The sequence below is a fragment of the Arthrobacter sp. ZBG10 genome, assembly GCF_001238605.1.
GTDB lineage: Bacteria > Actinomycetota > Actinomycetes > Actinomycetales > Micrococcaceae > Arthrobacter.
In genome coordinates this window covers 1-25,065 of record NZ_LFQH01000015.1, presented here as the reverse complement: position 1 = coordinate 25,065, position 25,065 = coordinate 1, and the positions used below count along the sequence as shown (strand labels likewise).

Below are 25,065 nucleotides of genomic sequence, written 5' to 3'. Positions count from 1 at the left end.
ATGCCAAACGACATTACCGGGGCGTTCCTGCCGGCGTTCCTCCCACCGGGAGCACTGGCTGATCCACCTCACAACGCGGTAGCCCACAGAGGGCTGATCTATGCCTCTATCGACGGCTACCGGGCCCTGGAACTCGACCTCTACGTGCCAGCGGACGCCTCCGCCCCTGCGCCGCTGGTCGTCTGGATCCACGGCGGCGCATGGATTTTCGGTGCGCGGAGCCAACCCCCCGGCGACTGGGACCCCAACCTCGTCTTCCAATCGGCAATCGACGCTGGCATGGCCGTAGCAACCATCGACTACCGGCATTCGCGCGAAGCGCCCTTCCCAGCGCAACTGCACGACTCGAAAGCCGCCGTCCGCTACCTGCGGACGTTCGCACCCCAACTCGGCATCGATCCCGACCGCATCGCGGTCTGGGGCGAATCGGCCGGCGGGCACCTCGCGGCGCTCGTGGCCCTCGTCAACGACCCTGAACTTGAGGGGAATGTCGGAGCCACCGATGTGCCGAGCCATGTCAGCGCCGCTGTGTGCTTCTATCCCATAACGGATGCTGTCGCGATGCCGTCGTTCTCTGAGTCCCTGGCCGAAGGTGTCCGGCTTCCATCTCCGATCGAAATGATTCTCAAAGGATCACCCTGGCCGTATGAGGAAGGGCTCCGGCAGATGTCCCCGGTGTCCTACGTCCGTTTCGACGCACCACCGATGCTCCTCATCCACGGGGAGGCGGACCGGCTGGTACCAGTCAGCCAAAGTCAGCAGCTGGCTCGGGCCCTCGAACAAGTGAACGCAGACGTACACCTGATTACTGTTCCTGGACTTCACCATGTCTTCTACGCGGGCGATCCTGAAGTCCACGTTGGTAAGGGAATCGAATTCCTGGCCCGGATGCCCAAGGTACCGTCTCCGGCTTTGGGGACGAAATGACTGCACCAACCGTCAGGTGGGGGCTTGCAGGCACGGGAACAATCGCCAGGGAATTCGCACGTGCCATAGGTGAAGTACCCGGTGCCTCGCTCGCCGCTGCCGTGTCCCGTACCGTCGCATCCTCAGGCAAGTTCTGTTCCGACTTCGACATACCCCAACAACTCCTGTCGTTTCAGGATCTTGCCCGTGACGACGGGATAGACGCCGTCTACCTTTCCACGCCGGCAGGACTGCACCACGAGCACGCAAAGCTCTTCCTGGAGGCGGGCATACACGTCCTGGTCGAAAAACCCTTTACTTCCAACCACGCCGAGGCCCTCGACCTGGCTCGAACCGCCCAAAGCAAGGGCGCGGTCCTGATGGAGGCCATGTGGTCCAGGTTCCTTCCCGCCTACGTTGAGCTGAAGCGTCTGGTGGATGACGGTGCCATCGGCGAGGTGCGGAAAGTCGAAGCGTCCTTCGGTTTCCCGATACCGGAGTCAGGTCCGGGCGCACGGCCAGCACTCTATGACCCCGCGCTGGGCGGGGGAAGCGTCCTGGAGCTTGGCGTGTATCCCGTTCAGCTCTCGCACTGGCTCCTCGGCAGCGAGCCAACCGTCGCCGCGTTCGGCAGCATCAGTTCCAGCGGTGTGGACCTGGACACAACGGCGCTCCTGCTTTTCGGTGACGGGGGCACCGGAACCATCAGCTCCTCCATACGAACAGTTCTGCCCAACGACGCACGGATACTGGGAACGGAAGGCTACATCCAGTTGCAGGCCCCGCACCATTGTCCAAACGGGCTGACCGTTTCACGCTACAACCCGTCGGGGCCCGGAACGATGGAGCCCCACATCATCCGGGCGCCCATCATCGGCGGCGGGCTCAAATACGAAATTCTCGAGTTTCACCGCCTTATTGAAACCGGCAGGTTGCAGAGCTCCGTGATGCCACTGAGCGACACCCTCGCCATCATGCGAACGCTTGACCTGATACGAGGCGAAGTCCGCGTCAACCAGGCCCGGACAGCAACCCTGGAAGGAATACTCAGTTGAAACCACTGTCAACTCCGGAGCAGATCCTGGCAGCCATGACCTATGCAGAGAAGCTGGCTCAGCTCCAGATCGTCTGGCGGCCGGACTCCACCGAAGCGGGCGCCCTTGCCCGTAACGGTGCCGGTGCCCTTTTCTGGCCTGCAACGGCGAAGGCCACCAATGCACTTCAGCGGACCGCAGTTGAGGAAAGCCCACACGGCATCCCCCTCCTGATCGGCCTCGACGTAGTCCACGGCCAATTCACCATCTTCCCCACTCCCCTGGCACAAGCCGCCAGCTTCGACACGGAGGTGGCGGCGGCCGATGCCCGCCTCTCAGCCAGGGAAGCCCGGTCCACCGGAGTCAACTGGACCTTCTCGCCCATGATCGATGTGTCCCGGGACCCGCGCTGGGGACGCGTGGTGGAAGGGTTCGGTGAGGACCCATACCTCAACGCCGTCTTCGGGGAGGCCAAGATCCGCGGCTACCAAGGCGATGACCTCTCCTCGAGTACGTCTATCGCCGCCTGCGCCAAGCACTTTGTTGGCTACAGTGCCGCTGAGGGAGGCCGCGATTACAACAGCACAGACATTTCTGTCCAACGGCTTCGCAACATCTACCTGGAGCCCTTCAAGGTGGCGGTCACAGCAGGGGTCGCCAGCGTCATGGCAAGCTTCAACGCAGTCTCCGGCGTGCCCATGCACGCCAACCGGGAGATGCTCACCGATGTCCTCAAGAATGAGTGGGGACATAACGGCATCGTCGTCGCAGATGCCGGTGGTGTGGGAGAACTTGTGGAGCATGGCGTCGCCGCCAACGCGTCCGACGCCGGGCGGTTGGCTCTGTCAGCAGGGCTCGACGTCGAAATGGGCGGCTCTTTGCTCAGCGGAAATGAACCCATCATCCGTGAGGGCGTGCTGGACCCTGCACGCCTGGACGACGCCGTACTTCGTGTGCTCCGTCTTAAGCAGGCACTGGGCCTGTTCGAAAACCCTTATGTGGACGAGTCGGCAGCCGCTACCGGCCCTGATGAAGCCTCGCTGTCAGCGGCAAGGGCCACTGCCGCACGCTGCACTGTCCTGCTGAAGAACCACGCAGCCGTCCTGCCGCTGAAGCCACGGGGACAACGCGTTCTGGTGGTGGGCCCCTACGCTGAAAGCAAGGACCACCTCGGCGCCTGGGTACAGTATTTCGCCTCGCCCACCACCACCTCAATTGTCGAATCCCTCACCGCGGCCCTGCCTGGCTCTGTGGTGACGGCACTTCCCAGCGCCACCTTTTTTGACTCCGATCCTGGCCTCCAGGCTGAAGCCGCTGCCGCCGCGGCGGAAGCGGATCTTGTGATTGTGGCCGTAGGGGAACCCAGTACCCTCTCCGGGGAGGCAAGCTCACGAAGTTCATTGAACCTCCCCGGAGACCAGGAAGAACTGATCAGGGCCATTGCTGGTTCAGGCACCCCTTTTGCCGTAGTGCTCCTGACAGGCCGGCCGCTGGTGGTCAGCGAATGGATTGATCAATGTCCTGCCCTCCTGGTGGCATGGCACCTGGGCACTGAGGCGGGAAAAGCGATCTCTGACGTCCTCACCGGCACTGTCAACCCCGGCGGCAAGCTGCCCATGTCCTTTCCGCGTTCGGTGGGTCAGGTACCCATCTACTACAACCACGAGTCAACCGGGAGGCCCGCCCGCACAGGAGGATCCCTTGCCCACCAGCGGCCGGACGTTGGCCTGACCGGCCCCACCAACACCGATGATTACTTCAAGTCGAAGTATCTGGACTTGGAGCTCGGGCCGCAGTTCGGTTTCGGATACGGGCTCAGCTACACCTCGTTTGAGCTGGAATCATCGCCGGACCAGGCACTGTCGGTCGCCTTGGACGGGCTCAGAGCTGGAACAAGGCTTTGTTTCACCACGATCGTTCGCAACACCGGAACAAGGGACGGGGATGAAGTTGTCCAGCTATACGTCTCTGACCTTCTGGCAAGTGTTACCCGGCCTGTCAGGCAGTTGCGGGGCTTCCACCGCGTGTTCGTGCCGGCTGGCGAAGAACGGCGGGTAACACTGACCGTCGGCTTCGATGACCTGGGATTCTGGACCAACGATGCCCACGCCGGTTACATCGTGGAGCCAGGCGAATTCCGGATCCGGGTCGGCGACGGTCTGTCCTTCCAGGAATTCAGACTGACCGTCACTCCCCCTTCCTCCTAAGACACCGAAACCACGCCCAACAAGCAATAAGGACCACTACCATGCCACACCAGAACTTCCCGCGGCTCGAGCGGACAGGCAACCACACCCGGCTCATCGTTGAAGACAAGCCATTCCTCTGCGTTGGAGGCGAGCTGCACAATTCGAGTGCTTCGAACCGGAATTACATGTCGCCCATCTGGGACAAGCTGGCAAAGGCGGGGATCAACACTGTGATCGCCCCTGTGTCATGGGAACAAGTGGAACCGGTCGAGGGGCACCTCGACTTTTCGATCGTGGACGCATTGGTGGACGACGCCCGGTCCGTAGGAGTCCGCCTGGTGATGATCTGGTTTGGCGCATTCAAGAACGCTTCCTCCACCTATGCCCCCAGCTGGGTCCGCGCCGATCGCCAACGGTTTCCCCGCGCGGACAGGGGCACCAAACCTCTGAAAACCCCCTTCTCCTACCCCGGATCCATGCCGCGGCCAAGCCTGTCCGTCTTCTCGGACAATCTTTTCGAAGCGGACCGGACTGCCTACACTGCCCTGTTGAAGCACGTGGCCCTGATCGATCCAGACCATACCGTCATCATGGTCCAGGTTGAGAATGAAGTGGGACTGCTGGGCGCAGGAAGGGACCACAGCGCAGTGGCGGACGCCGCCTGGAATGCGCCCCTCCCACAGCAGTTGATTACTGCGGTTTCCGAGGACCCGGATTCCTTCGCCCGTGGGTTTGTGCAGGCTCTCGGCACGAATCCGGACCGCACCATGAGCTGGGGGGACCACTTCGGCGATGACAACCCCCTTGCTGAGGAAACATTTATGGCGTGGGGGTTCGCATCCTTTGTGGGCGGTTTGGCGGCTGCGGGAAAAGAGGTACTGCCGCTCCCCGCTTACGCCAACGCCTGGATCGGCCCACAACGTGGGCAGGACCTCCCCGGCCAATACCCCAGTGGCGGGCCGACGGCCGGCATGATCCCGGTATGGAGGGCCGCGGCGCCGGCCATCGACTTCCTGGCGCCGGACATCTATGTTCCCAACACGGCAGAAGTCATGCGCCAGTACGCCTCGGATTCGAACCCCTTGTTCATACCCGAAGCGCGTTTCCGCGCCGGGGATGCGTTTCTGGCAATTGGCGGCTTTGGAGGTTTCGGCTACAGCGTCTTCGGGGTGGAGGAGGGCAGGGAAGGCAACCAATTCAGCACAGCGTGCAACCTCATTACCTGCCTTACTCCCGAAATAGTGGACGCGCAGCGGGACGGTCGAATTTTCGGGTTCGCCCTTGAACAGGACCAGGAATCCATCAGCAACGACCTGGTGGGTACGACAATTACTGTTCGGAATTCCAGAAAGCTCCTCGAGGGTATGCTCCTGGACGCAGGCGTGCGGGTTCCGCCGGCCCCGGAACTCGCGGAAGAAACGGTTGCCGCCACCCACGGCCCTACACCAGGAGACGTCCGTCCTTTCGGGATGGTGCTGGCGATCAACCCCGCGGAGTTCATCGTTGTGGGCCAGGGGGCGCAAGTGGACTTCCACAAGCCCGGCTGTGACGTTGAGCTGGATTCGGTGAGGGAGCTGGTGGTGACCGATGCCGGGTTGCGGGAAGGACGATTCATCAATGGGGACGAACGACTTGAGATCCTTTCAGATAAGCACATCACTGCCGTGAGGGTCCGGCTCCTCATCACCACCAGCTGAAGGCCGTTAACCTCGAAAGGAACCCCTATGCCGTTTCACCCCGACATCGCCGTCCGGCTGCCCTTGCTGGCGGGCATTCCGTCCCTGGAAGCAGGCCTTAGCGAGCCGCTCATGAGGGCACAGATGGAAGCATTTGATGCCTACCCGGACGCTCCTCCCCCGCCGGCTGCCGCCACCCGTATGGTGTCAGTGCCCGGCCCGCACGGCCCGGTACCGCTGCGCATTTACACCCCCGTAGAACCGAACAAGGAAGCCGATTCCCCGCACGCTTTGGTGTGGATGCACGGCGGAGCCTTCCAGTTCGGAGATCTGGACACGAAAGAGGCCGACTGGACTGCCCGGCAGTTGGTTCAGCGGGCGTCGGCAACAATCGTGAGTGTGGACTACCGGCTGGCCGTCAACGGTGTGCAGTACCCGGTACCCCTTGACGATGTCGTTGCCGCTATCCGGTGGGTGCAGGCAAACATGCTGGAGTTGGGCATCACATCGGTTTCTGCGGGTGGCGCCAGCGCTGGTGCAAATCTGGCCGCTGCCGCCGCGCTGCGGCTCCGGGACGAGGACGGATGGGTGCCGGACCAGCTGGTGCTGGTCTATCCGATGATGCACGCCGAACCTCCTCATCCTTCGGAGTCACTCCGGCGCGCATTGACGGAACTGCCGGATGCCATGAGACTGACACCGCAGATGATCCGGTCGGCAACAGAGAACTACGTTGGATCTTCAAGCGGCGTTCCCATTCCTGGATACGCGATGCCCGCCAACGCCGAACTGGCCGGCCTCGGGCCAACACTGGTACTGAATGCCGAATACGACGAGTTGCGGGCCTCAGGCGAAGCATTCAGTACCTTGCTCGCAGCCCGCGGTGTTGATGTCAAGCAGGTCACTGTTCAGGGAATGCTTCACGGTTTCCTGAACCTGCCCGCAACGATGGCTCCCGTCAACAACGCACTGGAACGAATCGCAGCGAGGCTACGGCCCAAGAGTTCCTTTCCACCAAAGGCTGCGCTAATGATGCCCGTCAGGGCCGGCACCTGGGGTACTTCTGCCGGCACCCCACACCAATCTCCCCCGGCTGATACTCTGTAATTAATAAGTAGCCTTCCTTCTTGGCGGGTGCTGCCGGAATTGAGATGATCTCCCAAGCAGGCGCCAGTACCAACTGCCGCCACCGCCTAAGGCCAGTCCTCGTCCAACTCCTGTAACCAAACCCTGGAACACCACAACGCCCGGGCCTGCGCACGCCGGCTTTGTTATACGGAGATCCCTTGACAGGTGTGATGCCACCAACCGACAGCAGGCAGCTGCTGGGCAGTCGGTTCCGGTTGCACGAGCTGGTGGGCCGGGGGGCTGCCGCCGCGGTGTACAGGGGCGTGGACGAGTCGCTGGGGCGGGAGGTGGCCCTGAAAGTCTTCACCCGCGACGGCGGGGATCCTGAACTGCTCGCCCGTCAGGACGCTGAGATACGGATCCTCGCTTCCCTGGCCCACCCAGGGCTGGTGACGTTGTACGACGCCGGCAGCGACGCCGTCGCGAACCGCAGCTACGTGGTGATGGAGTATGTCTCCGGTCCCGACCTTCGCCGGCAGCTGCGCGAGGGCGCCCTGGAACCGGAGGATATTGCCCGCGTGGGCGCAGACCTGGCCTCGGCGTTGTCATATGTCCACCACCGCGGCGTGATCCATCGGGACATCAAACCCGGCAACATCCTGCTTTACCAGCCCGGCAATGGAGCGGTGGGCAAGTGCTGGCGGGCCAAGCTCGCGGATTTCGGCATCGCCCGCGTGATGGAGGAAAACCGGCTGACCGGCACCGGTCGGACCGTCGGGACCGCAGCGTATCTCAGCCCCGAGCAGGCCCTCGGCGGAGAACTGACGGGCGCTAGCGACGTCTACTCATTGGGCCTGGTCCTTCTTGAGTGCCTCACCGGCTATGTGGAGTTTCCCGGCACCCCGATCGAGTCCGGTGTTGCCCGCCTCAACCGCGACCCGGCCATCCCCACGGGCATCAGTCCGGATTGGGCGGCACTGCTGGCTGCGATGACTTCCCGGCATCCCCGGGACCGGCCGGACGCCGCCCAGGCCACCACTTCCCTGCGGCGCCTGGCCCTGGCGGGCGGAACCCCTACAGCTCCGCAAACCCCGCTACTGCCACCACGACCGGATCGTGCCCCCACGGGCTCACCGGAACCATTACCGGCACCGCGGACGAGGCGCCACAGGGCCATCGCTGCCGTATGCCTGGCAGCAGTTCTTGTTGCCGGAGCCACCGCAGCCACGCCGCAGGGCGGCAGCGGTACCGAGCAACAAACCACATCAGCAACACCCGCAGTGCAACCACAAAACAATCCCCTGGACTTCCATCTCGACCAACTCCAATCCGCCATCGAATCATCGGATAAGCTCCTGACAATCCTCGGGCACGTCCGGCAAGCGGTAGCCGCCAATGATCAGCAGGCGGCCCTGGCCTACGTGGAAGAACTCGAAAAGACCGCAGTTGACGAAGCACTTCGCAGCGGGATGACGCTTGAAAACTACCGGGCAATCACCGAAGCCGTCCGACTGGTCCGGACCGACCTGCAATCCCTGACACCCGCTGCGGCTGATTCAACGGCCGAAGCGCTCCCGGAAGGCAGCCCCGACCCGGCGCCGTTGCCCGCCGTCGAACCTTTAACACACGCGCCGGCTGCCGTGCCGCTCACCGTACCTGCAGCCGCGGAACTCGAGTCCAACGGCGCTGCACCGCAGCAACGGGACCGCATCCCGGCCACGCCGGGACGTGGCGCCGGAAATGATGCCGCCGGTAACAACGGCAAATCAGGTAGTGCGCCGGGGCATAACAAGCCCTGAAAGCACGACGGCGGCACTTGAGTCAGCCATGTCCCCTGGTGTTCACGGGCTTGGCATTCAGCGGCGGTTCGCCAACCTCTTCGATGGTGTGGCCAGTGCATGCGGTGGTGGTGACGCTGGCCCGCTCGATGCGCGAAACGGCGAACCACCGTATCGCGTCGCGAAGCCGGCACCACCCGACGAGGTACCACTGGCCGTTGGTGGAGGCGAACAATACCGGTTCCACGTCGCGGGTGGTTGTGCTGTGTTCCGCCGATGTGTAGCGGATGCGGATCACCCGCTGCTCGGCCATCCCTTGCTCCAGAGCCGACCTGGTTGCCCGCGAGGATGAGGGGACCGCGTTGACCCAGATGCGCCGGGCCAGCCTGTCCGCCCGCATCCGGGTGGCGGGATCAAGAACGTCCAGGATTTTTTGGTTACCTGCTGCTGCCAGATCTGCGTACGGGGCATCGCGTGCGGCGGAAACGGCCGCCATGAGCGCCACGGCCTGGGACGGGGAAAGAGTGACGGGCGGCAGGGTGACGCCTGCCGCCAATCCGTAGCCACCGCCCGGACCGGGGCGCGCCCAAATCGGCACGCCGCTGGTTTCCAGCGAGTCGAGGTCCCTTTTAATGGTGCGCACGGACACCTCGAGCTCCCTCGCCAGCCGTTCGCCCGAAATGCCGCGCTTGCCGCTGCGGCGCAGCATCTCGGACAAAGCAAGAAGGCGCTCCACACGCTTCACGGTTCAAACCTGGTCCAATTCATGACACAAATAGTGACATACCCTTGTCCGTACCGCCTGCGAGGGTTGTGCCATGACACCTACTGCAAACAGCACGAACATTGTTCTTATCGCCGGCCACTGGCTTGGTGCATGGGCGTGGGATGAAGTACTGAGGGAGCTCGAGGCTGACCAGTCCCGCGCGACGGCCGTGACACTGCCGGGCCTTGACGGCAACGATCCTGAACGCAAAACGAAGACCCTCGAGGATCAGGCGACGGCGATCCTGCAAGCCATCACCAATCTCGGCGCCGCCGCGGCTCAACCGGTTACGCTCGTTGCGCACAGCGGAGCGAATGCCCCCGTCAGCATGGTCCTTGACCGGCGCCCGGAGGTAATCCACGCAGTGGTGTGGGTTGACTCCGGCCCCGTGGCGGCGGGAAGTGCCTTTGCCTCGGATTTCCCGGCGAGCGTGGAGGAGTTTCCGCTGCCGCCCTTCGATGTGCTCGCGCAGCAGGCGAGCCTCGAAGGTCTGAGCTCGGAAGTCCTGGCGCGATTCCGGTCACGGGCTGTCCCTGAACCCGGGCCAGTGCTCCGCCAGCCAGTCGAGCTCACGAACGAGGCCCGCCGCAAGGTCCACACCACCCTGGTGTGCTGCTCGATTCCGGGTGCGAAGGTGCTCGATCTGGCACGGACCGGCCACCCCATGTTTGCAGAAGTCAAGAACATCGAACACTTGGACGTCATCGACCTTCCAACGGGGCATTGGCCCATGTGGAGCCGCCCGAAAGAGCTTGCCCGCATTATCCGCTCAGTGGCTTCCCGAACCAGGGCGCCGGAATTCCCACCGGCGATTCCGCCACTCGGATCCCGGCAGGTGGATCCACCTGCCGATCAGGCAGCGCCTGCTGAATGACCCATTCTTTGCTTGGCTGTGTGCGTTCCCTTACCGATCGGGACCTGTGCGGTGGCTTTCGCCAGCCCGAAGAGCGGCATTCCGCTGTAGATCGTCTCAATCCCGCTCGCCGGGACCTGGTACGTTTCGTGCCAGATTCCGATGTCCCCGCTTCCGGACAGTTCCTTCATAAAGTGCCGCCAGGGCTCCAGGTGCGGGGCGTCCCGGTCTGCGGCGAACTTCCGCAGGTGGTCGGGGCTCCGCCAATAGGTGACCATCATCGTGGTCCGCCCAAACCATTGTTCAACCCCGAGCATGCCGGCGTCAGGATTCCGGGCAAGGTGGCGCAGCATGCGTGGCATTGCCGCGGCAACGTGGGCAACCTTGCCGATTTTCCACCAGCGGTTGGCACGCATCCCAATCAGGAAAACCGTCACCGAGTCTTGCCCGGGGTCAGCCGTGTACCGGCCGGGATAGATGTGTTGCCCCATGATGCGCCTTCCAAAGTGACCATTTTTCGTTTTGTAACGTTGTTACGAAACAAGGTTATGGCAGAGTTGTGGGCATGGCAAGACCTGTGGTGCATACCAGTTCCCTTCGTAATGAGCTGCTGCTGGCCACTGCCGAGTTGGTGGACCGGAGTGGCCCGGCAAAAGTCACGTTGCGGGATGTGGCAGCGGCGGCAGGAACGTCAACGACGGCCGTCTACTCGTTGTTTGGCGGGAAATCCGAGTTGCTCACCGCAGTTGTGGATGAGGCGTTCCGCTCGTTCGGCAGTTCCCAGGCGGCGGCGCTTGAGGGCGGGCTGCGTGGGCTGGGTACCGCATACAGGCACTGGGCACTGAGTCATCCGGCAATGTACCGGCTGATGTTCGGCGGCGCATTGGCCTCCTTCGCCGAGTGCCTGCCCAGCCCGGACACCACCACCGATGCCATGGGACCCCTCAAGGAAGCTGTGACTGCCGCGCAACAGGCTGGCGGATGGCGCCAGGAACCTGCCGACATCGTTGCCGCGGCAATATGGGGCCAGGTTCATGGCCTGGTCAGTCTGGAACTTGCCCAGGTTGGACCGCCCGGCATGGACTGGGCCGCAGCCTACAACGCTGCCCTCGAAGCGATTGCCCGCAGTTGGGCAGTGCCGGCGACGTCCGGAGCGGCGTCAAGCTGACCGGAAATCCTGGTGCAGGACGCATGGAGTTGTACCGTTTTGCCGGGAGTTAAAAGACGAACCGGTAACTGGGGGCACCAGAGGTGCCTGTTGTCGCACCGGTAGCCACGCAGCCGGCCACCGCGTTATCCACACCGCGTCCGGTTATTTTGTTGCACCTGCCGCAGCGTCATGTGGTCTGCTGGAAGCACGTCCCGTCCCACTCCGAGAGGTCCACCATGCAACCGTTCCCGACCCCGCCACGGGAGATCCTCATCGGCGACGCCGCGGCATTCGTCGGCGTCACTCCCCGGACGATCCGCCACTACCACCAGGTTGACCTGTTGCCCGAGCGGGAGCGGGGCGGCGACGGCCGCCGGCGGTACGGCTACGCGGAAATCCTTCGGCTGCTCTGGATCCGCCGCATGGCAGACGCCGGGATCGCCCTCGATGACATCCGCGACGCCTTCGACGGCGGCCAACCGAGCGGCGCCGACGACGAGGACGGGATCGCAGGCGTCCTCGCGCGGCTGGAGGACACCCTCGCCGCGCAGGAAGCTCAGTTGCAGCGGAAGCGCGCCTCGGTGCAGCGCATGCGGACCCTTGGCAGCAGGCTGGGACTGCTCGATGATCTCGTCTCCGACCGCCTTGAGGGCGCACCCGAGGGCTCGCTGCGCCAGGATGACCTGGACGTACTGCTGGTCACTGAGCGGATCTTCGGTCCGCTCGGCGCGGCCGTCCAGGCCGGCCGCTTCCTCGCCCTGGCTGCCGATCCGTCGCTGCGTGCGGAGTCCGACCGCGTCGAGGCCGCCGAGGAGGCCCTGGACGATACGGTCGCCGTCGACGACCCCCGCGTTTCGGAGGTGGCGGCCGAGCGGCACGCCTTCGAGACCGCGCTGATGCGCGTTATCGAGGAGTCCGGTCAGCTGGCGGAGGATGACGCTCTCTTCGACGCTTGGGACGAGCTGCACCCGCCCGATGACGCTGGCCCGGCGCCCGACCCCGACCCGGCAGAGGGCTCCCGCGTCAAGAGCGCGGCGGAGACTATCTGGAACATGCCCTACGACTTCTCCCCGGCCCGTCTGCGCTGCATGGAGCTGGCGGTGCAACTCGGCGCTTCGGCGACGCCAGCGCCCTAAGCGGGGCCTGCAGCATCGGCATGATCCACGCGAGACGCATCGTTCTGCTGCATCGTGAACTCTACGCGCGCCTCCCCCACCAACTCGAGGTGTCCGCGGTTCAGTCGCGCCGCTGGCCGGCTCCGGCCGTCGCATCGCGTGGTGTGCCGCTTGGTAGGAGCAGGGCGGCTGTGTTCGCAGCGACGATGAGAGCTATTCCAACCCATTCGATAGTACCGAGTTCTTCGTGGAGGAGTATCGCTCCGATGAAAGCGGCCAGGACAGGGTTGATGCTCATGAGGATCCCGAACAGGTGTGCGGGGATCTTCCGGAGCGCAATCAGGTCAGCGACGAATGGGACCGTCGAGGCCAGGACGCCGGCACCGACAGCACAGAGCAGAGCGAACATGTCCGGGCGGGTGGTGATGAGTATCCAGACGCCGATGGGTAGGAACAGGACGGCGGAGATTCCGGTTGCCGTGGCTGTGCCCTCCACTCCGGGGATGCGGGAGCCGATGGTCCTGTTGAGCAGAATGTAGGCAGCCCAACTGCAGGCGGCGATCAGGCCGAGCCCGACACCCAGGTAATCAGTGGTTGGTTGGGGCCGGGTGATCGCCATGACGCCGGCTGCTGCGATGGCCGCGCAGATCGCACCGTTCCTGGTCCGGGTACTTAGGAGAGCGACCGCCAGAGGCCCGCAAAACTCCAGTGTCACCGCCAAACCGAGCCCGATGCGTTCGACGGCCAGGTACAGGGTGAGGTTCATGATCCCGAACACCAACGCCAGGAGCAGGACCGGCCACCATTGAGCCCTGGTCAGATCCCTGATCCGTGGCCTCACGACCGGTAGCAGGATCATGGCTGCGACGAGCTGGCGGACGGCGACGACACCGAGCGGGCCCATGCCAGGAAATGCCAAGGACCCACTGGCCGCCCCGAGCTGGTTCGAGAGCGCACCACCCAAAGCGGTCGCGATACCAGCGATTCGGCCACTTCCTGCCCGCTGCATGTTGATCATGCTGCAACTCTGCAAGCCGGTCACCCGCTGCTCATAATGCATGAATCTCCCCATTGATGCGGTATGCGCATGAGTACACTGCAGGAATGGAAGTCGAACTGCGTCACCTGCGATCCCTGGTAAGCGTCATCGACACGGGTACTTTCACTGACGCCGGCATCGAGCTCGGCATCTCCCAGACCGCTGTCTCACGAAATATCGCCGCCCTGGAATCAGCCCTTGGGGTGAGGCTCCTGCATCGGACGACCCGTAGTGTCTCCCCCACCCCAGCTGGTGAACGAGTACTCCGCCACGCCCGCCGTGCCCTCGCCGTGGTGGCTGATCTGCGCCAGGAAGCACTGGATGGAGCGAGTTCGATCCGGGTCGGGTACGCGTGGTCCGCCCTGGGCAAGCAAACCCTGGAATTCCAACGCCAATGGGCCGTAGCCCTTCCACACCATGAATTGCGCCTGACCCGAACGAATACACCCACCGCAGGACTGCTTGAGGGCACCAGTGACTTGGCGATACTGCGCCGCGTACCGGACACGACACGCCTCGAACTGGTTCTCATCGGTGTCGAGAAACGTTACTGCGCGATATCAGTCGATGACTCCCTGGCCACGAAACGCACGGTGACCCTCGCCCAAGTCGCCACGGCCCCGCTAGCCATCGATGACCGAACCGGAAGCACCCGACTCGACCTGTGGCCCGATGGCGGCCACCCGCACCACACCATTCCCACCAGCGACGTCGATGACTGGCTCACGCTTATCAGCAGCGGTAAAGCCCGCGGAGTAACTGCAGAATCAACAGCCCACCAATACCGACGCCAAGGCCTCACCTACCGGGCCGTCCGCGACGCACCCCCCGTACCCGTTTACGCTGCCTGGACGAAAAAGGACCCGCCCGCAAGACTGCAGGACATCATCGCCCTCCTCGCAGGCCTCTACCGCTAACCCCCCGAAACTCTGTGCCTTGGAGCATCCTCACCGTGCCGTTGGGGACCCGTTGTTAGCGCGGAGCGCGTGGCAGGTCACCGGTGATTCTGGCAATAACCCGCGAGGAGACGGCAAGCATCTTTGCATCAAGCACAGCTGTCGGCGCATAGGCCTCCGCGGCATCAGCCTCGAGATCTTCGGAAACGGTCGTTCGGCGTTTGGCTGACCCCGAAAATCTGATCGCGGACTTCTCCCGGCCCGGCCAAAACTATTGGCGTGGTGACCGCAAGGACCTCGACGTCGGGAACACGCCTGAGCCGGCCACTACCCGGTTGAGGTCCTGGCGTGCAGGCTCGGGTTCGGCATCGGCCGGCATATTCGCCTGGTCCCGTACCCCGTCAAGCAAGCCGGCTGGGTCCTGATCCAGGTCTGCGAAGACAGGTTCCAGGGTTTCTTGCGCCGGCCCGCGTTCCGCGACGAGTTCGAAAGTCTTGTGGTTGGCCGCGTCGGAGGCGAGGCTGTCGACGAGCACCCGGGCGATTTGGTGGCGGCCGATGACACCGTCGGCAGGGCTGCCGGCATGGCGCGTATCGCCTTGAAGCATCGTGATTTCCAGTTGGCCGTCGTCGTTATAGTCGAACCAACCGGGTCGGACAATCGTGTAGTCGTTGCCGCTGGCGCGGATCAGCCGTTCGCTTCGCCGCTTCCAATCGTGCGTGCTGCCACGCCGGGTGACGCCAATCGCCGTCATAAGGCCGATACGTACACGTCTGCCACCCAGCGCTTGAAGCACGTTCTTGACCGCCCCGTGATCCACGGCCTCCGCTGCGGCGGCGTCGCCGTACGAGGACCCGTGAGTGAAGATAACCGCATCAATATCGGCGACGGCTTCTTTGAGTGTCGAAGCGTCGGTCAACTCCCCCGTTACCCGCCGTGCGGCGGGGTCCAGACCACTAGTCCGTGAAGATTCGCGGACCAGGGCGTGCGTGTCGTAGCCCTGACGGACGGCCTCGGCCACCACGTGGCGACCAACACTGCCCGTTGCTCCTACGATCAACAGCGTTCGGGGTGTATTCGGGTTTTGCTCCATGATGCTCTTGATTTCCTATCTGTTGGCTTGTGCCTTGATGCGTTCCAGGGCGGCATTGAACCCTTGCGGTGTCCCGCTGGAGCCGGCGAGTCGGTCAACGTTGATCTCGTCGAGGTCGCGGCCGACGACAACACTAGGTACGGCGGCCGCGAAGCGTTTCTGCAGGTCAAGGGACGTCGGATCAGTTGCATGCGGTGTAACGCTCACATCGGTGACGATGTCCGCGGCGAGGGTTACGGTCACGCCGATTGAGGAGGGAAGGCCGCCGTATTGGCCTTCCGCGCTGTACTGTCCGTCACCATAATCAGGTCCGCCCGGTGAGGCAGGGGTGTCCGTGGCTTGATCAGGGACTTCGTTGGCCGTCAGCTGTCCTGCTGGTGAGGCGCAGGATGAAAGAGCAGCACTGGCTGCCATTCCAACAGCAACCGCGGGCATGAGTTGAGGGGTCCGGAAAGACATGCCTACCCAACGATCGTTCAAAGAGTGTTCCGGACTGCTGCTTGGGCGGTGTTCGGCTGGGTCGCTGCCCAGCTGGCGAGGACTTTCAGTGCGTCCTCGGAGGGCGACCCCGGCTCTGCCGTGTAGATGTTGATGCGGAGCCCCGGGTCCGCGGCCAGCTCGAGCGCTTCGAAGCTCAGGTCAAGGTCCCCCACAATCGAGTGGTGGAGCCGCTTCCGGCCGGTGCGGTGGTACTTCACGTCATGCCGGGCCCACCGGGTACGGAATTCCTCGCTCCGGGTTGAGAGTTCACCGATCAGGTCAGTGAGGTCCTTGTCATAAGGGTTTTTCCCAGCCGTGGAACGCAGCACCGCAACCATGTCATCTGCGGCGCGTTCCCAATCGGCGAAAAAATCCCGCGCCTTCGGATTCAGGAAGGTAAACCGCGCACTGTTCGGCGGCGCGGTTTGTTCGGCCATCAATTCCAGATAAAGCGCGCGGCCAAGGTCGTTGGCGGCGAGGACGTCACCACGATCGTTGCGGACCCAAGCCGGTGCCCCAGTGACGGCATCGAGGACGCGTTGGACGCTCGGCCGTACCGTCTTGGGACTGCGCTTACGTCGCACGCGCGGAGCTGCAGTGGAGGCACGGGCCAGATCGAAAAGGTGGGCCAATTCGGCGTCGTCGAGCTTCAGCGCGCGTCCGAGCGCTTCGAGGACGCTGTCCGAGGCGCCGGAAAGGTTTCCGCGTTCAAGGCGGATGTAGTAGTCGATACTCATTCCGGCGAGCATCGCCACTTCCTCGCGGCGCAGGCCCTTGACTCGCCGGTTGCCCCCATAGGCGGGCAGTCCGGCTTCATCGGGGGTGATTCTGGCGCGGCGGGAGGTCAGGAACTTCCGCACGTCCTCGCTGTGTGTCATGGCCTCCACGCTACGCCGACGCCTCAGACCGAGGGAGGCACTGGCTTTACCCGGAACACCCGTGACTCCCCACAGAGAAGGGATCACGGTTGCATGGAAAGCATGAAACCTGCACCCCAGCGCGGCGCTCACCACCGGCAGCGTCCTGCTGCCCCTGGCCCTGATTGTCACCATCGTCCTGGTACTCCCCGCCGACCTCGCCGCACGAGGCAGGACACCCGAACGACCGCGTCTGCACCAGAGGTCAAGCACGCCCGCTGATCGATGTCATGGGGGTACTGACGTGCACTCCCACGAGGTCCACCACCGGCGTTCACTGGAAACTGGCCACAATTTACGAAGGAACAAACCATGCGAGCAACACTGATCTACGGCGCCGGAGACGTGCGCGTCGAAACCGTCCCCAACCCCACCATCCAGGAGCCCACCGACGCAATCGTCCGTATCGTCGCCGGCTGCATATGCGGCAGCGACCTCTGGCCCTACGCCTCCAAACCCGAAACCTCTGAAGGCTCCCGCATGGGCCACGAATTCGTCGGCATCGTCGAAGAACTCGGCTCCGAGGTTACAGGCCTGACAGTTGGTGACTTTGTCATCGCACCTTTCGTTGCCTCCGACGGCACCTGCGACTTCTGCAAGGAAGGCCTGCAGACTTCCTGCCGCCATGGCGCCCATTGGGGCGGGCACGACGACGGCGGGCAGGGAGAAATTGCCCGTGTACCGCAGGCTTCGGGAACCCTCGTTGTGGTCCCCTCAGGCTTCGACGAGGAGCTGATCCCGTCATTGCTGAGTCTCTCCGACGTCATGTCCACCGGCTACCACGCCGCCAAGAAGGCCAACATCCAACCCGGTCAGACAGTCACCGTGATCGGCGACGGCGCAGTAGGCCTCTCAGCGGTTATCGCCGCCAAACTCATGGGCGCCTCGCGCATCATCCTCATGGGACGCCACGAATCCCGCACCGACCTCGGACGCGAATTCGGAGCCACCGACATCGTCGCCGAACGCGGCGATGAAGGAATCGCCAAGGTCAAGGAACTCACCAACGGCGACGGAACGCACGTGGTCCTCGAAGCCGTCGGACTCAAGCCGGCCATCGAGATGGCCATCGGCGTCGTCCGCGACGGCGGTGTCATCAGCCGCGTCGGGGCACCGCAATTCACTGAGGTTCCGCTCGGATTCCCCGAGTTCATGCGCAACATCACCATCACCGGCGGGGTCGCACCGGCCAGGGCCTACATCGACGAACTGCTGCCCCTGGTACTCAACGGCAGCATCAATCCGGGCAAGGTCTTCGACCGCACCATCGGCCTGGACGACGTCCCCGCCGGATACCAGGCCATGGCAGACCGCGAAGCACTCAAAGTACTCGTCCGCCCATAACCACCATCAGGAGAACCATGAACATCACATTGAACAACGGAGTCACCATGCCCGCACTCGGGCTCGGCGTCTTCCAAACCGCTCCTGAAGAGACGACGGCGGCTGTCGAGGCGGCATTGGCCGCCGGCTACCGGCATATCGACACCGCCGCGGCATACGGCAATGAGTGGGAAGTCGGGCACGGCATCCGCAATTCGGGCCTGAACCGTTCCGACGTTTTCATTGAGACCAAGGTATGGGTCATTGACTACGGATACGACCAGACCCTGCACGCCTGGGACAAAGCAGCCGGCAAGCTCGGTGTGGAGTATCTGGACCTGTTCATCCTGCACCAGCCCGCTCCCGACCGGTTCGAAAAGACCCTCGAAGCGTACAAAGCACTTGAGGCATTGCTCGCCGACGGGCGGGTACGGGCGATCGGTGTCAGCAACTTCATGCCGCACCATCTGAAGCAACTCCTCGACTCCACGGAAATCATCCCGGCCGTGAACCAGGTGGAACTCCACCCGTACTTCACCCAGCCGGAGGTACAGGTTGCCGACGCCGAGCACGGGATCGTCACGCAGGCATGGTCTCCGATCGGGGGAATCACCTTCTACCCCGGGTGGGGCGAGGAGCGCCGGAACGTCATGGAAGACCCAGCTATCGCCGCTATCGGTCAAGCCCACGGTAAGAGCCCTGCCCAGGTCATGCTTCGCTGGCACCTGCAGCAAGGCCGCTCTGCTATCCCAAAATCGACGAACCCGAGCCGCATCGCCGAGAACTTCAACGTATTCGACTTCGAACTTTCCGAAGCCGAACTAGCCGGCATCAACGCGCTCGACACCGGGGTGCGGAACGGACCCGACCCGGACGAGGCCCGCGAAGAGCGCTTCGCCATGGTCATTCCCGAAGCCTGAACAGAGGAGAAACCCCACGATGGAATACCGTTCGCTTGGCCGCACAGGTGTGCAGGTCAGCCCTTTGTGCCTTGGCGCCATGATGTTTGGCCCCTGGGGCAATAACGACGTCGCCGACTCAACCCGTATCATCCACCATGCACTGGACGCGGGCATCAACTTCATTGACACCGCAGATGTGTACTCGGGCGGAGCATCCGAAGAAATCGTCGGGCAGGTAATCGCCGGGCGCCGCGACGACGTCTTCCTCGCCACGAAATTCTTTATGCCCATGAACGAGGACGATCCCAACCAGCGCGGCGGATCGCGGCGCTGGATCATGCGGGCCGTCGAAGTCTCCCTCCGCCGGCTCAACACGGACCACATCGATCTCTACCAAGTCCACCGGCCCAGCCCCGACACCGATGTGGAAGAAACCCTCGGTGCCCTTACCGACCTCGTCCGCCAAGGCAAAGTCCGGTACATTGGCTCCTCCTCGTATTCCGGATCCCAAATCGTCGAAGCACAGTGGGCGTCCCGGGAACGGAATTTCGAACGGTTCGTCACCGAACAGCCGCCCTACTCGATCCTGGTCCGAGGCATCGAGGAAGACATCCTTCCCACGGTGCAGCGCCACGGCATGGGCACCCTGACCTACAGCCCACTCAGCGGCGGCTGGCTCTCGGGACGCTGGCGCAAGGACTCGGCCTCAGCACCTACCTCCGCGGCGCGACCGAACGCCCGGTTCGACATGACGAGCCCGGCGAACCAACGCAAACTCGACATCGTCGAAGGACTGGCCCAGCTCGCAGAGCAGACCGGGCTGACGCTCATCGAACTGGCCATCGCCTTCGTCATCAACCACCCGGGCGTCACGTCCGCCATCGTCGGACCCCGCACCATGGAACAGCTCGAGTCCTACCTGCCCGCCGCCGACATCACCTTGACCACCGACGTGCTGGACCGCATTGACCAGCTCGTCGCACCCGGGGTCACACTGAATCCCCAGGACAACAGCTACGGAGCCCACGAACTCACGCCCCAGGCCCGGCGCCGGACACGACCATGACCTCAGTGAATCGCCGCATCCAAACCAGGCAACTAGGCGGCGGCCGGAAAATGTTCGGAGAGTTCGCACCGAAGCTCGCCGAAGTTACCGACGACGTGCTCTTCGAGGACGTCTGGAACCGCGTCGAACTAGGCGCCCGCGACCGCAGCCTCATCACGGTAGCGGTGTTGACGGCCGGCGGGAACACAGACCAGCTAAGGTTCCACCTCAGCCGCGCCATCGAAAATGGTGTTTCTCAGGAAGAGCTGATCGAAGCAATCACCCACGTCACGTTCTACGCTGGCTGGCCCCGGGGCATGTCCGCGATGTGCGTCGCCAAGGAACTTTTAGTGGGGCCATTGTGCTGCTTGGCCGAGGAGCTGAGTACTAGATGGTGCCGGGACGAGCGGGCAGCTCGCCCACTTCGTTGCGTTCCCTGCGCATCGTTGCAGCCCATGTGGCGAGGAGGTTGAGTGTGTCGTGTCCGGTGCTGCCCGGTGCCGCGCTGTAGGCGATGAGGGTGAGGCCTTCATCGCCGGGGAGTTGCATGGCTTGGAAAGTGAGCTCAAAGTCGCCGACTACGGGGTGGTGGAAGGACTTGGTGCCGGAGCGGTGGAGGCGGACGTTCTGGGCGGCCCACATGCTCCGGAAGTCCTCGCTTTGGGTGGAGAGCTCTCCGATGAGGTCGGTCAGGTCCCGGTTATGGGGGTCCCGTGCAGCCTCCTGCCTCAGGATGGCAACAATGTCCTGGGCCATGGGCTCCCAGTCCACCACCTGGCCGGGCGCCGCAGGATCGAGGAAGAGGAAGCGGGCGAAGTTCTGTGGCTGCTCCGGCTCGTCCCCGTTGGGGTGGTAGAGCGCGCGGGCCAGGGATCCCAGGATGCTGTCGGAAACGCCAGTGAGGTTCCCCCGTTCGAGCCGGTTGTAGTAGTCAACGCTCATTCCTGCGAGCATGGCGAGTTCCTCACGGCTGAGTCCCGGTACGCGGCGCAAACCCACAGTAGACCGTAACCCCGCCATATCAGGTGCAACAAACACATCCAATCACCGAAAGGGTAAAGTCCCGCCCGCTCATGCAGTCAGTCAAGTAGCGCGACGCCAAACTCGGCGACGACGGCCCGCAATTCCCTGAGGTAGAGCTGTGCCTGGTCGGTCAGCGGGATCGCTGCGTGGCCGATCCAGCCGATCTCTATGCGTTCGTCAACGTCGAGCGGGATGGCGACAATCTCCGGGTCGAGCTGCCCGCTGATGATGCCGGTCGAGATCGTGTAGCCGTGGAGCCCGATCATGAGGTTGAAGATCGTGGCCCGGTCAGAGACCCGGATCTCTTGCTTACTGGACATGGTGGAGAGAATCTCCTCGGCGAAGTAAAAGGAGTTGTTCGCACCTTGATCGAAGGTTAGCCGCGGCAAGCCGGCGAGATCGGCGAGAGTCGCACGCTCTTTTGAGGCGAGCGGATTGTTCCGCGAAATGAAAATGTGCGGATCGGCGAGGAAAAGCGGAGTGAACGCGAGCCCGGATTCCCGGAGCAGTTTGTCGATGATCTTCCGGTTGAAATCGTTCCGGTAGAGGATGCCTATTTCGCTGCGGAGCGTCCGGACATCCTCGATGATGTCCCAGGTACGGGACTCACGGAGCGAGAACTCGTACTCCGCCACATCAGTGGCCTTGACCATCCGGACGAAGGCGTCCACCGCGAACGAGTAGTGCTGCGTTGACACCCCGAGCAGGCGTCGCCGCGGTGGCCTGCCAAGGTAGCGCTGCTCGAGGAGAGCAAACTGCTCAACGACCTGCCTCGCGTAGCCGAGGAACTCCACCCCGTCGGCGGTGAGGGTGACCCCGCGGGCGGAGCGAGCCAGGAGCCCACGGCCCACCCGGGCCTCAAGGTCCTTCATCGCTGCGGACATTGTCGGCTGCGCCACGTAGAGAAGATCGGCCGCCGCGGAGATCGACCCCTCCGCTGCAACTTCTATGAAATAGCGGAGCTGCTGCAGGGTCAATCCGCTCGAAATCTGGGCCATAGGAAAATTCTATATGAATGCATAGTAGCCACGAGTTACTTGATACCTCTCGGAAGGCTGCACTATGGATGCACCCCCTTCGGAAAGGCCGTCTCCGGCCCATCAACGGATTGGCAGCACATGGCAGACGACTTCACCTTCAGCATCACCACCACCCCCTTCAACGAGGAATACGCCCCGTCGGAAGGCTCCCGGATCACCACAAATTTTGCCAACCTGGCACGGGGCGAGCACCGCCAGGAGAACCTCCGCAACGCCTTGACCATGATTCGGCGACGCTTCAACGATCTCGCAAGCTGGGACAACCCGGACCGGGACCGTTACACGCTCGAACTTGAGATCGTTTCCGTGCAAATAGAGTTCACGGCGGAGGGTACAGATCAGAAGTTCCCCCTGTTCGAGGTTCTCGACATCCAGATCGTCGACCAGCTAAACGGGGTCCGCCACCAAGGGATCGTGGGGAACAATTTCTCCTCCTACGTCCGTGACTTCGACTTCAGCGTCGTACTGCCAGCGGCAGCAACGGAGTCAGGCAAGCCCACCATCCCCGGGGACTTCGGCGATCTGCACGGAAAACTGTTCCAGCAGTTCCTCGATTCCCCGGCATGCCAGGAACGCTTCCCGCAGCCGCCAGTGGTGTGCATCAGCGTCTCCACGACCAAGACCTACCGGCGAACGGAGAACCGCCACCCGGTCCTGGGCGTCGAATACCAGCAGGACGAGTTCTCACTGACGGACGCCTACTTCGCAAAGATGGGGCTGCAGGTACGCTACTTCATGCCGCGCGGCAGCGTTGCGCCACTCGCCTTCTATTTCCGCGGCGACCTGCTCAACGATTACTCCAACCTGCAGCTCATCGGCACGATCAGCACCATGGAGACGTTCCAGAAGATCTACCGCCCGGAGGTCTACAACGCGAACTCCGCCGCCGCCGTCGTCTACCAGCCGAGCCTGGGAGAGCAGGATTACTCGCGGACCCAGATCGATTACGACCGCGTCGAGCGCAGTCAGCTCGCGGTAACCCAGGCGAAGTACACCGAGGAACACTTCATCACGCCCCACAAAGATCTACTGGACCAGTGGACCGCCAAATACCCCGCTCTCGTCAACTGACCCACGGAGAATCGTCAATCATGAACACACTTTTGCCCACCACCGTTGTCGGAAGCCTGCCGAAACCATCGTGGCTCGCACAACCGGAGACTCTGTGGTCCCCGTGGAAGCTGGACGGGGATGCGCTGCTCGAGGGCAAGCAGGATGCACTGCGCATCGCCATCCACGAGCAGAGCCGGCGCGGTATCGACATCGTCAGCGACGGCGAACAAACCCGCCAGCACTTCGTCACCACCTTCATCGAGCATCTCAGCGGGGTCGACTTTGAACAGCGCAAGACAGTGCGCATCCGCGATCGCTACGACGCGAGCGTACCGACCGTAGTCGGAGCCGTGCGCCGCGAGCGGCCGGTATTCGTCGAGGACGCTAAGTTCCTCCGCGCAACCACCGACCGGCCGATCAAATGGACTCTTCCTGGTCCAATGACCATGGTGGACACACTTTACGATGACCACTACAAGAGCCGCGAGAAGCTGGCCTGGGAGTTCGCTGCGATCCTGAACCAGGAGGCGAAAGAACTGGAGGCGGCCGGCGTGGACATCATCCAGTTCGACGAGCCAGCGTTCAATGTCTTCCTCGATGAGGTCAAGGACTGGGGCGTGGCTGCGCTTGAAAGAGCGGCAGAGGGGCTGCGTGCGGAGACCGCCGTGCATATCTGCTACGGCTACGGGATCAAGGCCAATAATGACTGGAAGGCGACGCTCGGCTCGCAGTGGCGGCAGTACGAGGAAACGTTCCCGCTGCTTCAGGGCTCCAGCATCGACATCATCTCGCTGGAATCCCAGAACTCCCACGTGCCCATGGACCTCATCGAGCTCCTCCGCGGAAAGAAGGTCATGCTCGGGGCAATCGACGTCGCAAGCGAGACCATCGAGACCCCGGAGGACGTCGCCAACACCCTCCGCAAGGCCCTGCAGTTCGTCGATGCGGACAAGCTCATCCCCAGCTCCAACTGCGGCATGGCACCGTTCCCCCGGGACATCGCACTGGCCAAGCTGAGTGCTCTCAGCGCAGGGACGAACATCATTCGCGAGGAACTCGCCAGCTCCACCCCCGGGGCGTCATAACGATGTTCCACGCCTACCCCGCAGAAACTTGGCTCGAGGCTCCGAAGCAACGCTTCCCGCCCACCCTCTCGGCCGAGGAATTCAAGTCACTGTTCCGTGGCCACCCGGGAGGTGTCGCCGTCGTCACGGCGGATGCCGGCGAGGGACCGGTGGCGCTGACGGTATCGTCGGTCGTGTCAGTGAGTGCGGAACCTCCGTTGCTGATTTTCTCGGTCTCGGCACTGTCCTCGGCGTCCGAAGTGCTTTCGCGCTCCGAAACCGTCGTCGTGCACCTGCTTGACGCGCACGACGTCGACTTGGCGAAATTTGGAGCGACGCCCGGCGTCGACCGCTTTGACCAGACGCACCGCTGGTCGTCCCTCGCAACCGGCGAAGCGGTGTATGACGATGTCCGCGCCTGGGTGCGCTGCGCCGTCATCAATCGCATGGAGGTGGGGACCGCCACCATCATTGCCGTTCACGCCCTGGAGTCCCGTGTGATGCGTGACGTCCAAGCGGGTGAACCCGGCGACGCGCTGGTCCACCACAACCGTTCGTGGCACCGTCTGGGCGAGCATTCCAAGCTGGAAGGCTGAGCGACGCGCCACCAATGCGAGGCGCCAAGGCGATCGGCGCGCGACGGCGGGAGGTAACT

General features: G+C 63.3%; 25 protein-coding genes. 17 read left to right on the top strand and 8 right to left on the bottom strand.

Going from position 1 to position 25,065, the window contains the following annotated elements:
• From ACU18_RS04275 to ACU18_RS04250, 6 genes are all read left to right on the top strand, one after another.
• Positions 1–927, top strand: a complete 927-nt coding sequence (locus ACU18_RS04275; protein WP_050684302.1) for an alpha/beta hydrolase — start codon at positions 1–3, stop codon at positions 925–927.
• Positions 924–1,961, top strand: coding sequence for a Gfo/Idh/MocA family protein (locus tag ACU18_RS04270; protein ID WP_050684301.1), 1,038 nt, complete (start codon positions 924–926; stop codon positions 1,959–1,961). The genes ACU18_RS04275 and ACU18_RS04270 overlap by 4 nt, the downstream gene beginning before the upstream one ends.
• Positions 1,958–4,147 carry a glycoside hydrolase family 3 N-terminal domain-containing protein gene (locus tag ACU18_RS04265; protein WP_231685997.1) on the top strand — a complete coding sequence of 730 codons (2,190 nt, stop codon included), beginning with the start codon at positions 1,958–1,960 and terminating at the stop codon, positions 4,145–4,147. Before ACU18_RS04270 ends, ACU18_RS04265 begins: the two co-directional genes overlap by 4 nt.
• A gap of 41 nt (positions 4,148–4,188) precedes the next feature.
• Positions 4,189–5,826 carry a DUF5597 domain-containing protein gene (locus ACU18_RS04260; protein ID WP_050684300.1) on the top strand — a complete coding sequence of 546 codons (1,638 nt, stop codon included), beginning with the start codon at positions 4,189–4,191 and terminating at the stop codon, positions 5,824–5,826.
• A gap of 27 nt (positions 5,827–5,853) precedes the next feature.
• Positions 5,854–6,912 (top strand): alpha/beta hydrolase, encoded by a 1,059-nt coding sequence (locus ACU18_RS04255; RefSeq protein WP_050684299.1) that lies wholly within the window; start codon positions 5,854–5,856, stop codon positions 6,910–6,912.
• Positions 6,913–7,103: 191 nt separating this feature from the next.
• Positions 7,104–8,672 (top strand): serine/threonine-protein kinase, encoded by a 1,569-nt coding sequence (locus ACU18_RS04250; RefSeq protein WP_050684298.1) that lies wholly within the window; start codon positions 7,104–7,106, stop codon positions 8,670–8,672.
• A 22-nt stretch (positions 8,673–8,694) separates the two neighbouring features.
• Here ACU18_RS04250 and ACU18_RS04245 read toward each other — a convergent pair whose 3' ends face one another.
• Positions 8,695–9,396: a helix-turn-helix transcriptional regulator gene (locus ACU18_RS04245; protein WP_082178183.1), complete on the bottom strand. Its 702-nt coding sequence runs from the start codon at positions 9,394–9,396 to the stop codon at positions 8,695–8,697.
• Positions 9,397–9,469: 73 nt separating this feature from the next.
• On the opposite strand from ACU18_RS04245, the gene ACU18_RS04240 reads away from it, so the two are divergent.
• On the top strand, positions 9,470–10,291 hold the full coding sequence (locus ACU18_RS04240) for an alpha/beta fold hydrolase (RefSeq protein ID WP_082178182.1): 822 nt from the start codon (positions 9,470–9,472) through the stop codon (positions 10,289–10,291).
• On the opposite strand, the gene ACU18_RS04235 is transcribed toward ACU18_RS04240, so the two are convergent.
• The gene (locus ACU18_RS04235) at positions 10,270–10,761 is read right to left on the bottom strand and encodes a DUF4188 domain-containing protein (protein ID WP_050684296.1); all 492 of its coding nucleotides are present in this window, start codon (positions 10,759–10,761) and stop codon (positions 10,270–10,272) included. The genes ACU18_RS04240 and ACU18_RS04235 overlap by 22 nt on opposite strands.
• A gap of 74 nt (positions 10,762–10,835) precedes the next feature.
• On the opposite strand from ACU18_RS04235, the gene ACU18_RS04230 reads away from it, so the two are divergent.
• Both ACU18_RS04230 and ACU18_RS04225 read left to right on the top strand, forming a co-directional pair.
• Entirely contained in the window at positions 10,836–11,438 is a 603-nt protein-coding gene (locus ACU18_RS04230; RefSeq protein ID WP_050684331.1) for a TetR-like C-terminal domain-containing protein, read from the top strand.
• 218 nt (positions 11,439–11,656) lie between these two features.
• A complete protein-coding gene (locus ACU18_RS04225; RefSeq protein ID WP_050684295.1) occupies positions 11,657–12,556 on the top strand; it encodes a MerR family transcriptional regulator in 900 nt (299 codons plus the stop codon).
• Positions 12,557–12,656: 100 nt separating this feature from the next.
• Here ACU18_RS04225 and ACU18_RS04220 read toward each other — a convergent pair whose 3' ends face one another.
• Positions 12,657–13,553, bottom strand: coding sequence for an EamA family transporter (locus ACU18_RS04220; RefSeq protein ID WP_050684330.1), 897 nt, complete (start codon positions 13,551–13,553; stop codon positions 12,657–12,659).
• A gap of 86 nt (positions 13,554–13,639) precedes the next feature.
• Here ACU18_RS04220 and ACU18_RS04215 point away from each other — a divergent pair, with 86 nt between their 5' ends.
• On the top strand, positions 13,640–14,491 hold the full coding sequence (locus tag ACU18_RS04215) for a LysR family transcriptional regulator (RefSeq protein WP_050684294.1): 852 nt from the start codon (positions 13,640–13,642) through the stop codon (positions 14,489–14,491).
• Between the two features lie 250 nt (positions 14,492–14,741).
• Here ACU18_RS04215 and ACU18_RS04210 read toward each other — a convergent pair whose 3' ends face one another.
• From ACU18_RS04210 to ACU18_RS04200, 3 genes are all read right to left on the bottom strand, one after another.
• Positions 14,742–15,563, bottom strand: coding sequence for an SDR family oxidoreductase (locus ACU18_RS04210; RefSeq protein ID WP_050684293.1), 822 nt, complete (start codon positions 15,561–15,563; stop codon positions 14,742–14,744).
• A gap of 15 nt (positions 15,564–15,578) precedes the next feature.
• Complete coding sequence (locus tag ACU18_RS19845; protein ID WP_197273512.1) at positions 15,579–15,977, bottom strand: hypothetical protein; 399 nt, start codon at positions 15,975–15,977, stop codon at positions 15,579–15,581.
• A gap of 62 nt (positions 15,978–16,039) precedes the next feature.
• Positions 16,040–16,921, bottom strand: coding sequence for a helix-turn-helix transcriptional regulator (locus ACU18_RS04200; RefSeq protein ID WP_050684292.1), 882 nt, complete (start codon positions 16,919–16,921; stop codon positions 16,040–16,042).
• A gap of 351 nt (positions 16,922–17,272) precedes the next feature.
• Here ACU18_RS04200 and ACU18_RS04195 point away from each other — a divergent pair, with 351 nt between their 5' ends.
• From ACU18_RS04195 to ACU18_RS19235, 4 genes are read left to right on the top strand one after another with little or no spacing between them, the layout of a single operon-like run.
• On the top strand, positions 17,273–18,304 hold the full coding sequence (locus ACU18_RS04195) for a zinc-dependent alcohol dehydrogenase family protein (protein WP_050684291.1): 1,032 nt from the start codon (positions 17,273–17,275) through the stop codon (positions 18,302–18,304).
• 17 nt (positions 18,305–18,321) lie between these two features.
• Entirely contained in the window at positions 18,322–19,203 is an 882-nt protein-coding gene (locus tag ACU18_RS04190) for an aldo/keto reductase (protein WP_050684290.1), read from the top strand.
• A 19-nt stretch (positions 19,204–19,222) separates the two neighbouring features.
• Positions 19,223–20,251: an aldo/keto reductase gene (locus ACU18_RS04185; RefSeq protein WP_050684289.1), complete on the top strand. Its 1,029-nt coding sequence runs from the start codon at positions 19,223–19,225 to the stop codon at positions 20,249–20,251.
• A complete protein-coding gene (locus ACU18_RS19235) occupies positions 20,248–20,703 on the top strand; it encodes a carboxymuconolactone decarboxylase family protein (protein ID WP_082178181.1) in 456 nt (151 codons plus the stop codon). The genes ACU18_RS04185 and ACU18_RS19235 overlap by 4 nt, the downstream gene beginning before the upstream one ends.
• Here the strand turns inward: ACU18_RS19235 and ACU18_RS04180 are convergent.
• Together ACU18_RS04180 and ACU18_RS04175 are read right to left on the bottom strand one after the other, a co-directional pair.
• A complete protein-coding gene (locus ACU18_RS04180; protein ID WP_331456816.1) occupies positions 20,618–21,268 on the bottom strand; it encodes a helix-turn-helix domain-containing protein in 651 nt (216 codons plus the stop codon). The genes ACU18_RS19235 and ACU18_RS04180 overlap by 86 nt on opposite strands.
• A 41-nt stretch (positions 21,269–21,309) precedes the next feature.
• A complete protein-coding gene (locus ACU18_RS04175; protein WP_050684287.1) occupies positions 21,310–22,251 on the bottom strand; it encodes a LysR family transcriptional regulator in 942 nt (313 codons plus the stop codon).
• Between the two features lie 120 nt (positions 22,252–22,371).
• Between ACU18_RS04175 and ACU18_RS04170 the strand changes: the two genes are divergently transcribed.
• The 3 genes from ACU18_RS04170 to ACU18_RS04160 are packed head-to-tail and all read left to right on the top strand — an operon-like array spanning position 22,372 to position 25,006.
• Positions 22,372–23,364: a DUF1852 domain-containing protein gene (locus tag ACU18_RS04170; RefSeq protein ID WP_050684286.1), complete on the top strand. Its 993-nt coding sequence runs from the start codon at positions 22,372–22,374 to the stop codon at positions 23,362–23,364.
• Between the two features lie 20 nt (positions 23,365–23,384).
• Entirely contained in the window at positions 23,385–24,431 is a 1,047-nt protein-coding gene (locus ACU18_RS04165) for a methionine synthase (protein WP_050684285.1), read from the top strand.
• A 2-nt stretch (positions 24,432–24,433) separates the two neighbouring features.
• Positions 24,434–25,006 carry a flavin reductase family protein gene (locus ACU18_RS04160; protein WP_050684284.1) on the top strand — a complete coding sequence of 191 codons (573 nt, stop codon included), beginning with the start codon at positions 24,434–24,436 and terminating at the stop codon, positions 25,004–25,006.
• Positions 25,007–25,065: the final 59 nt, after the last annotated feature.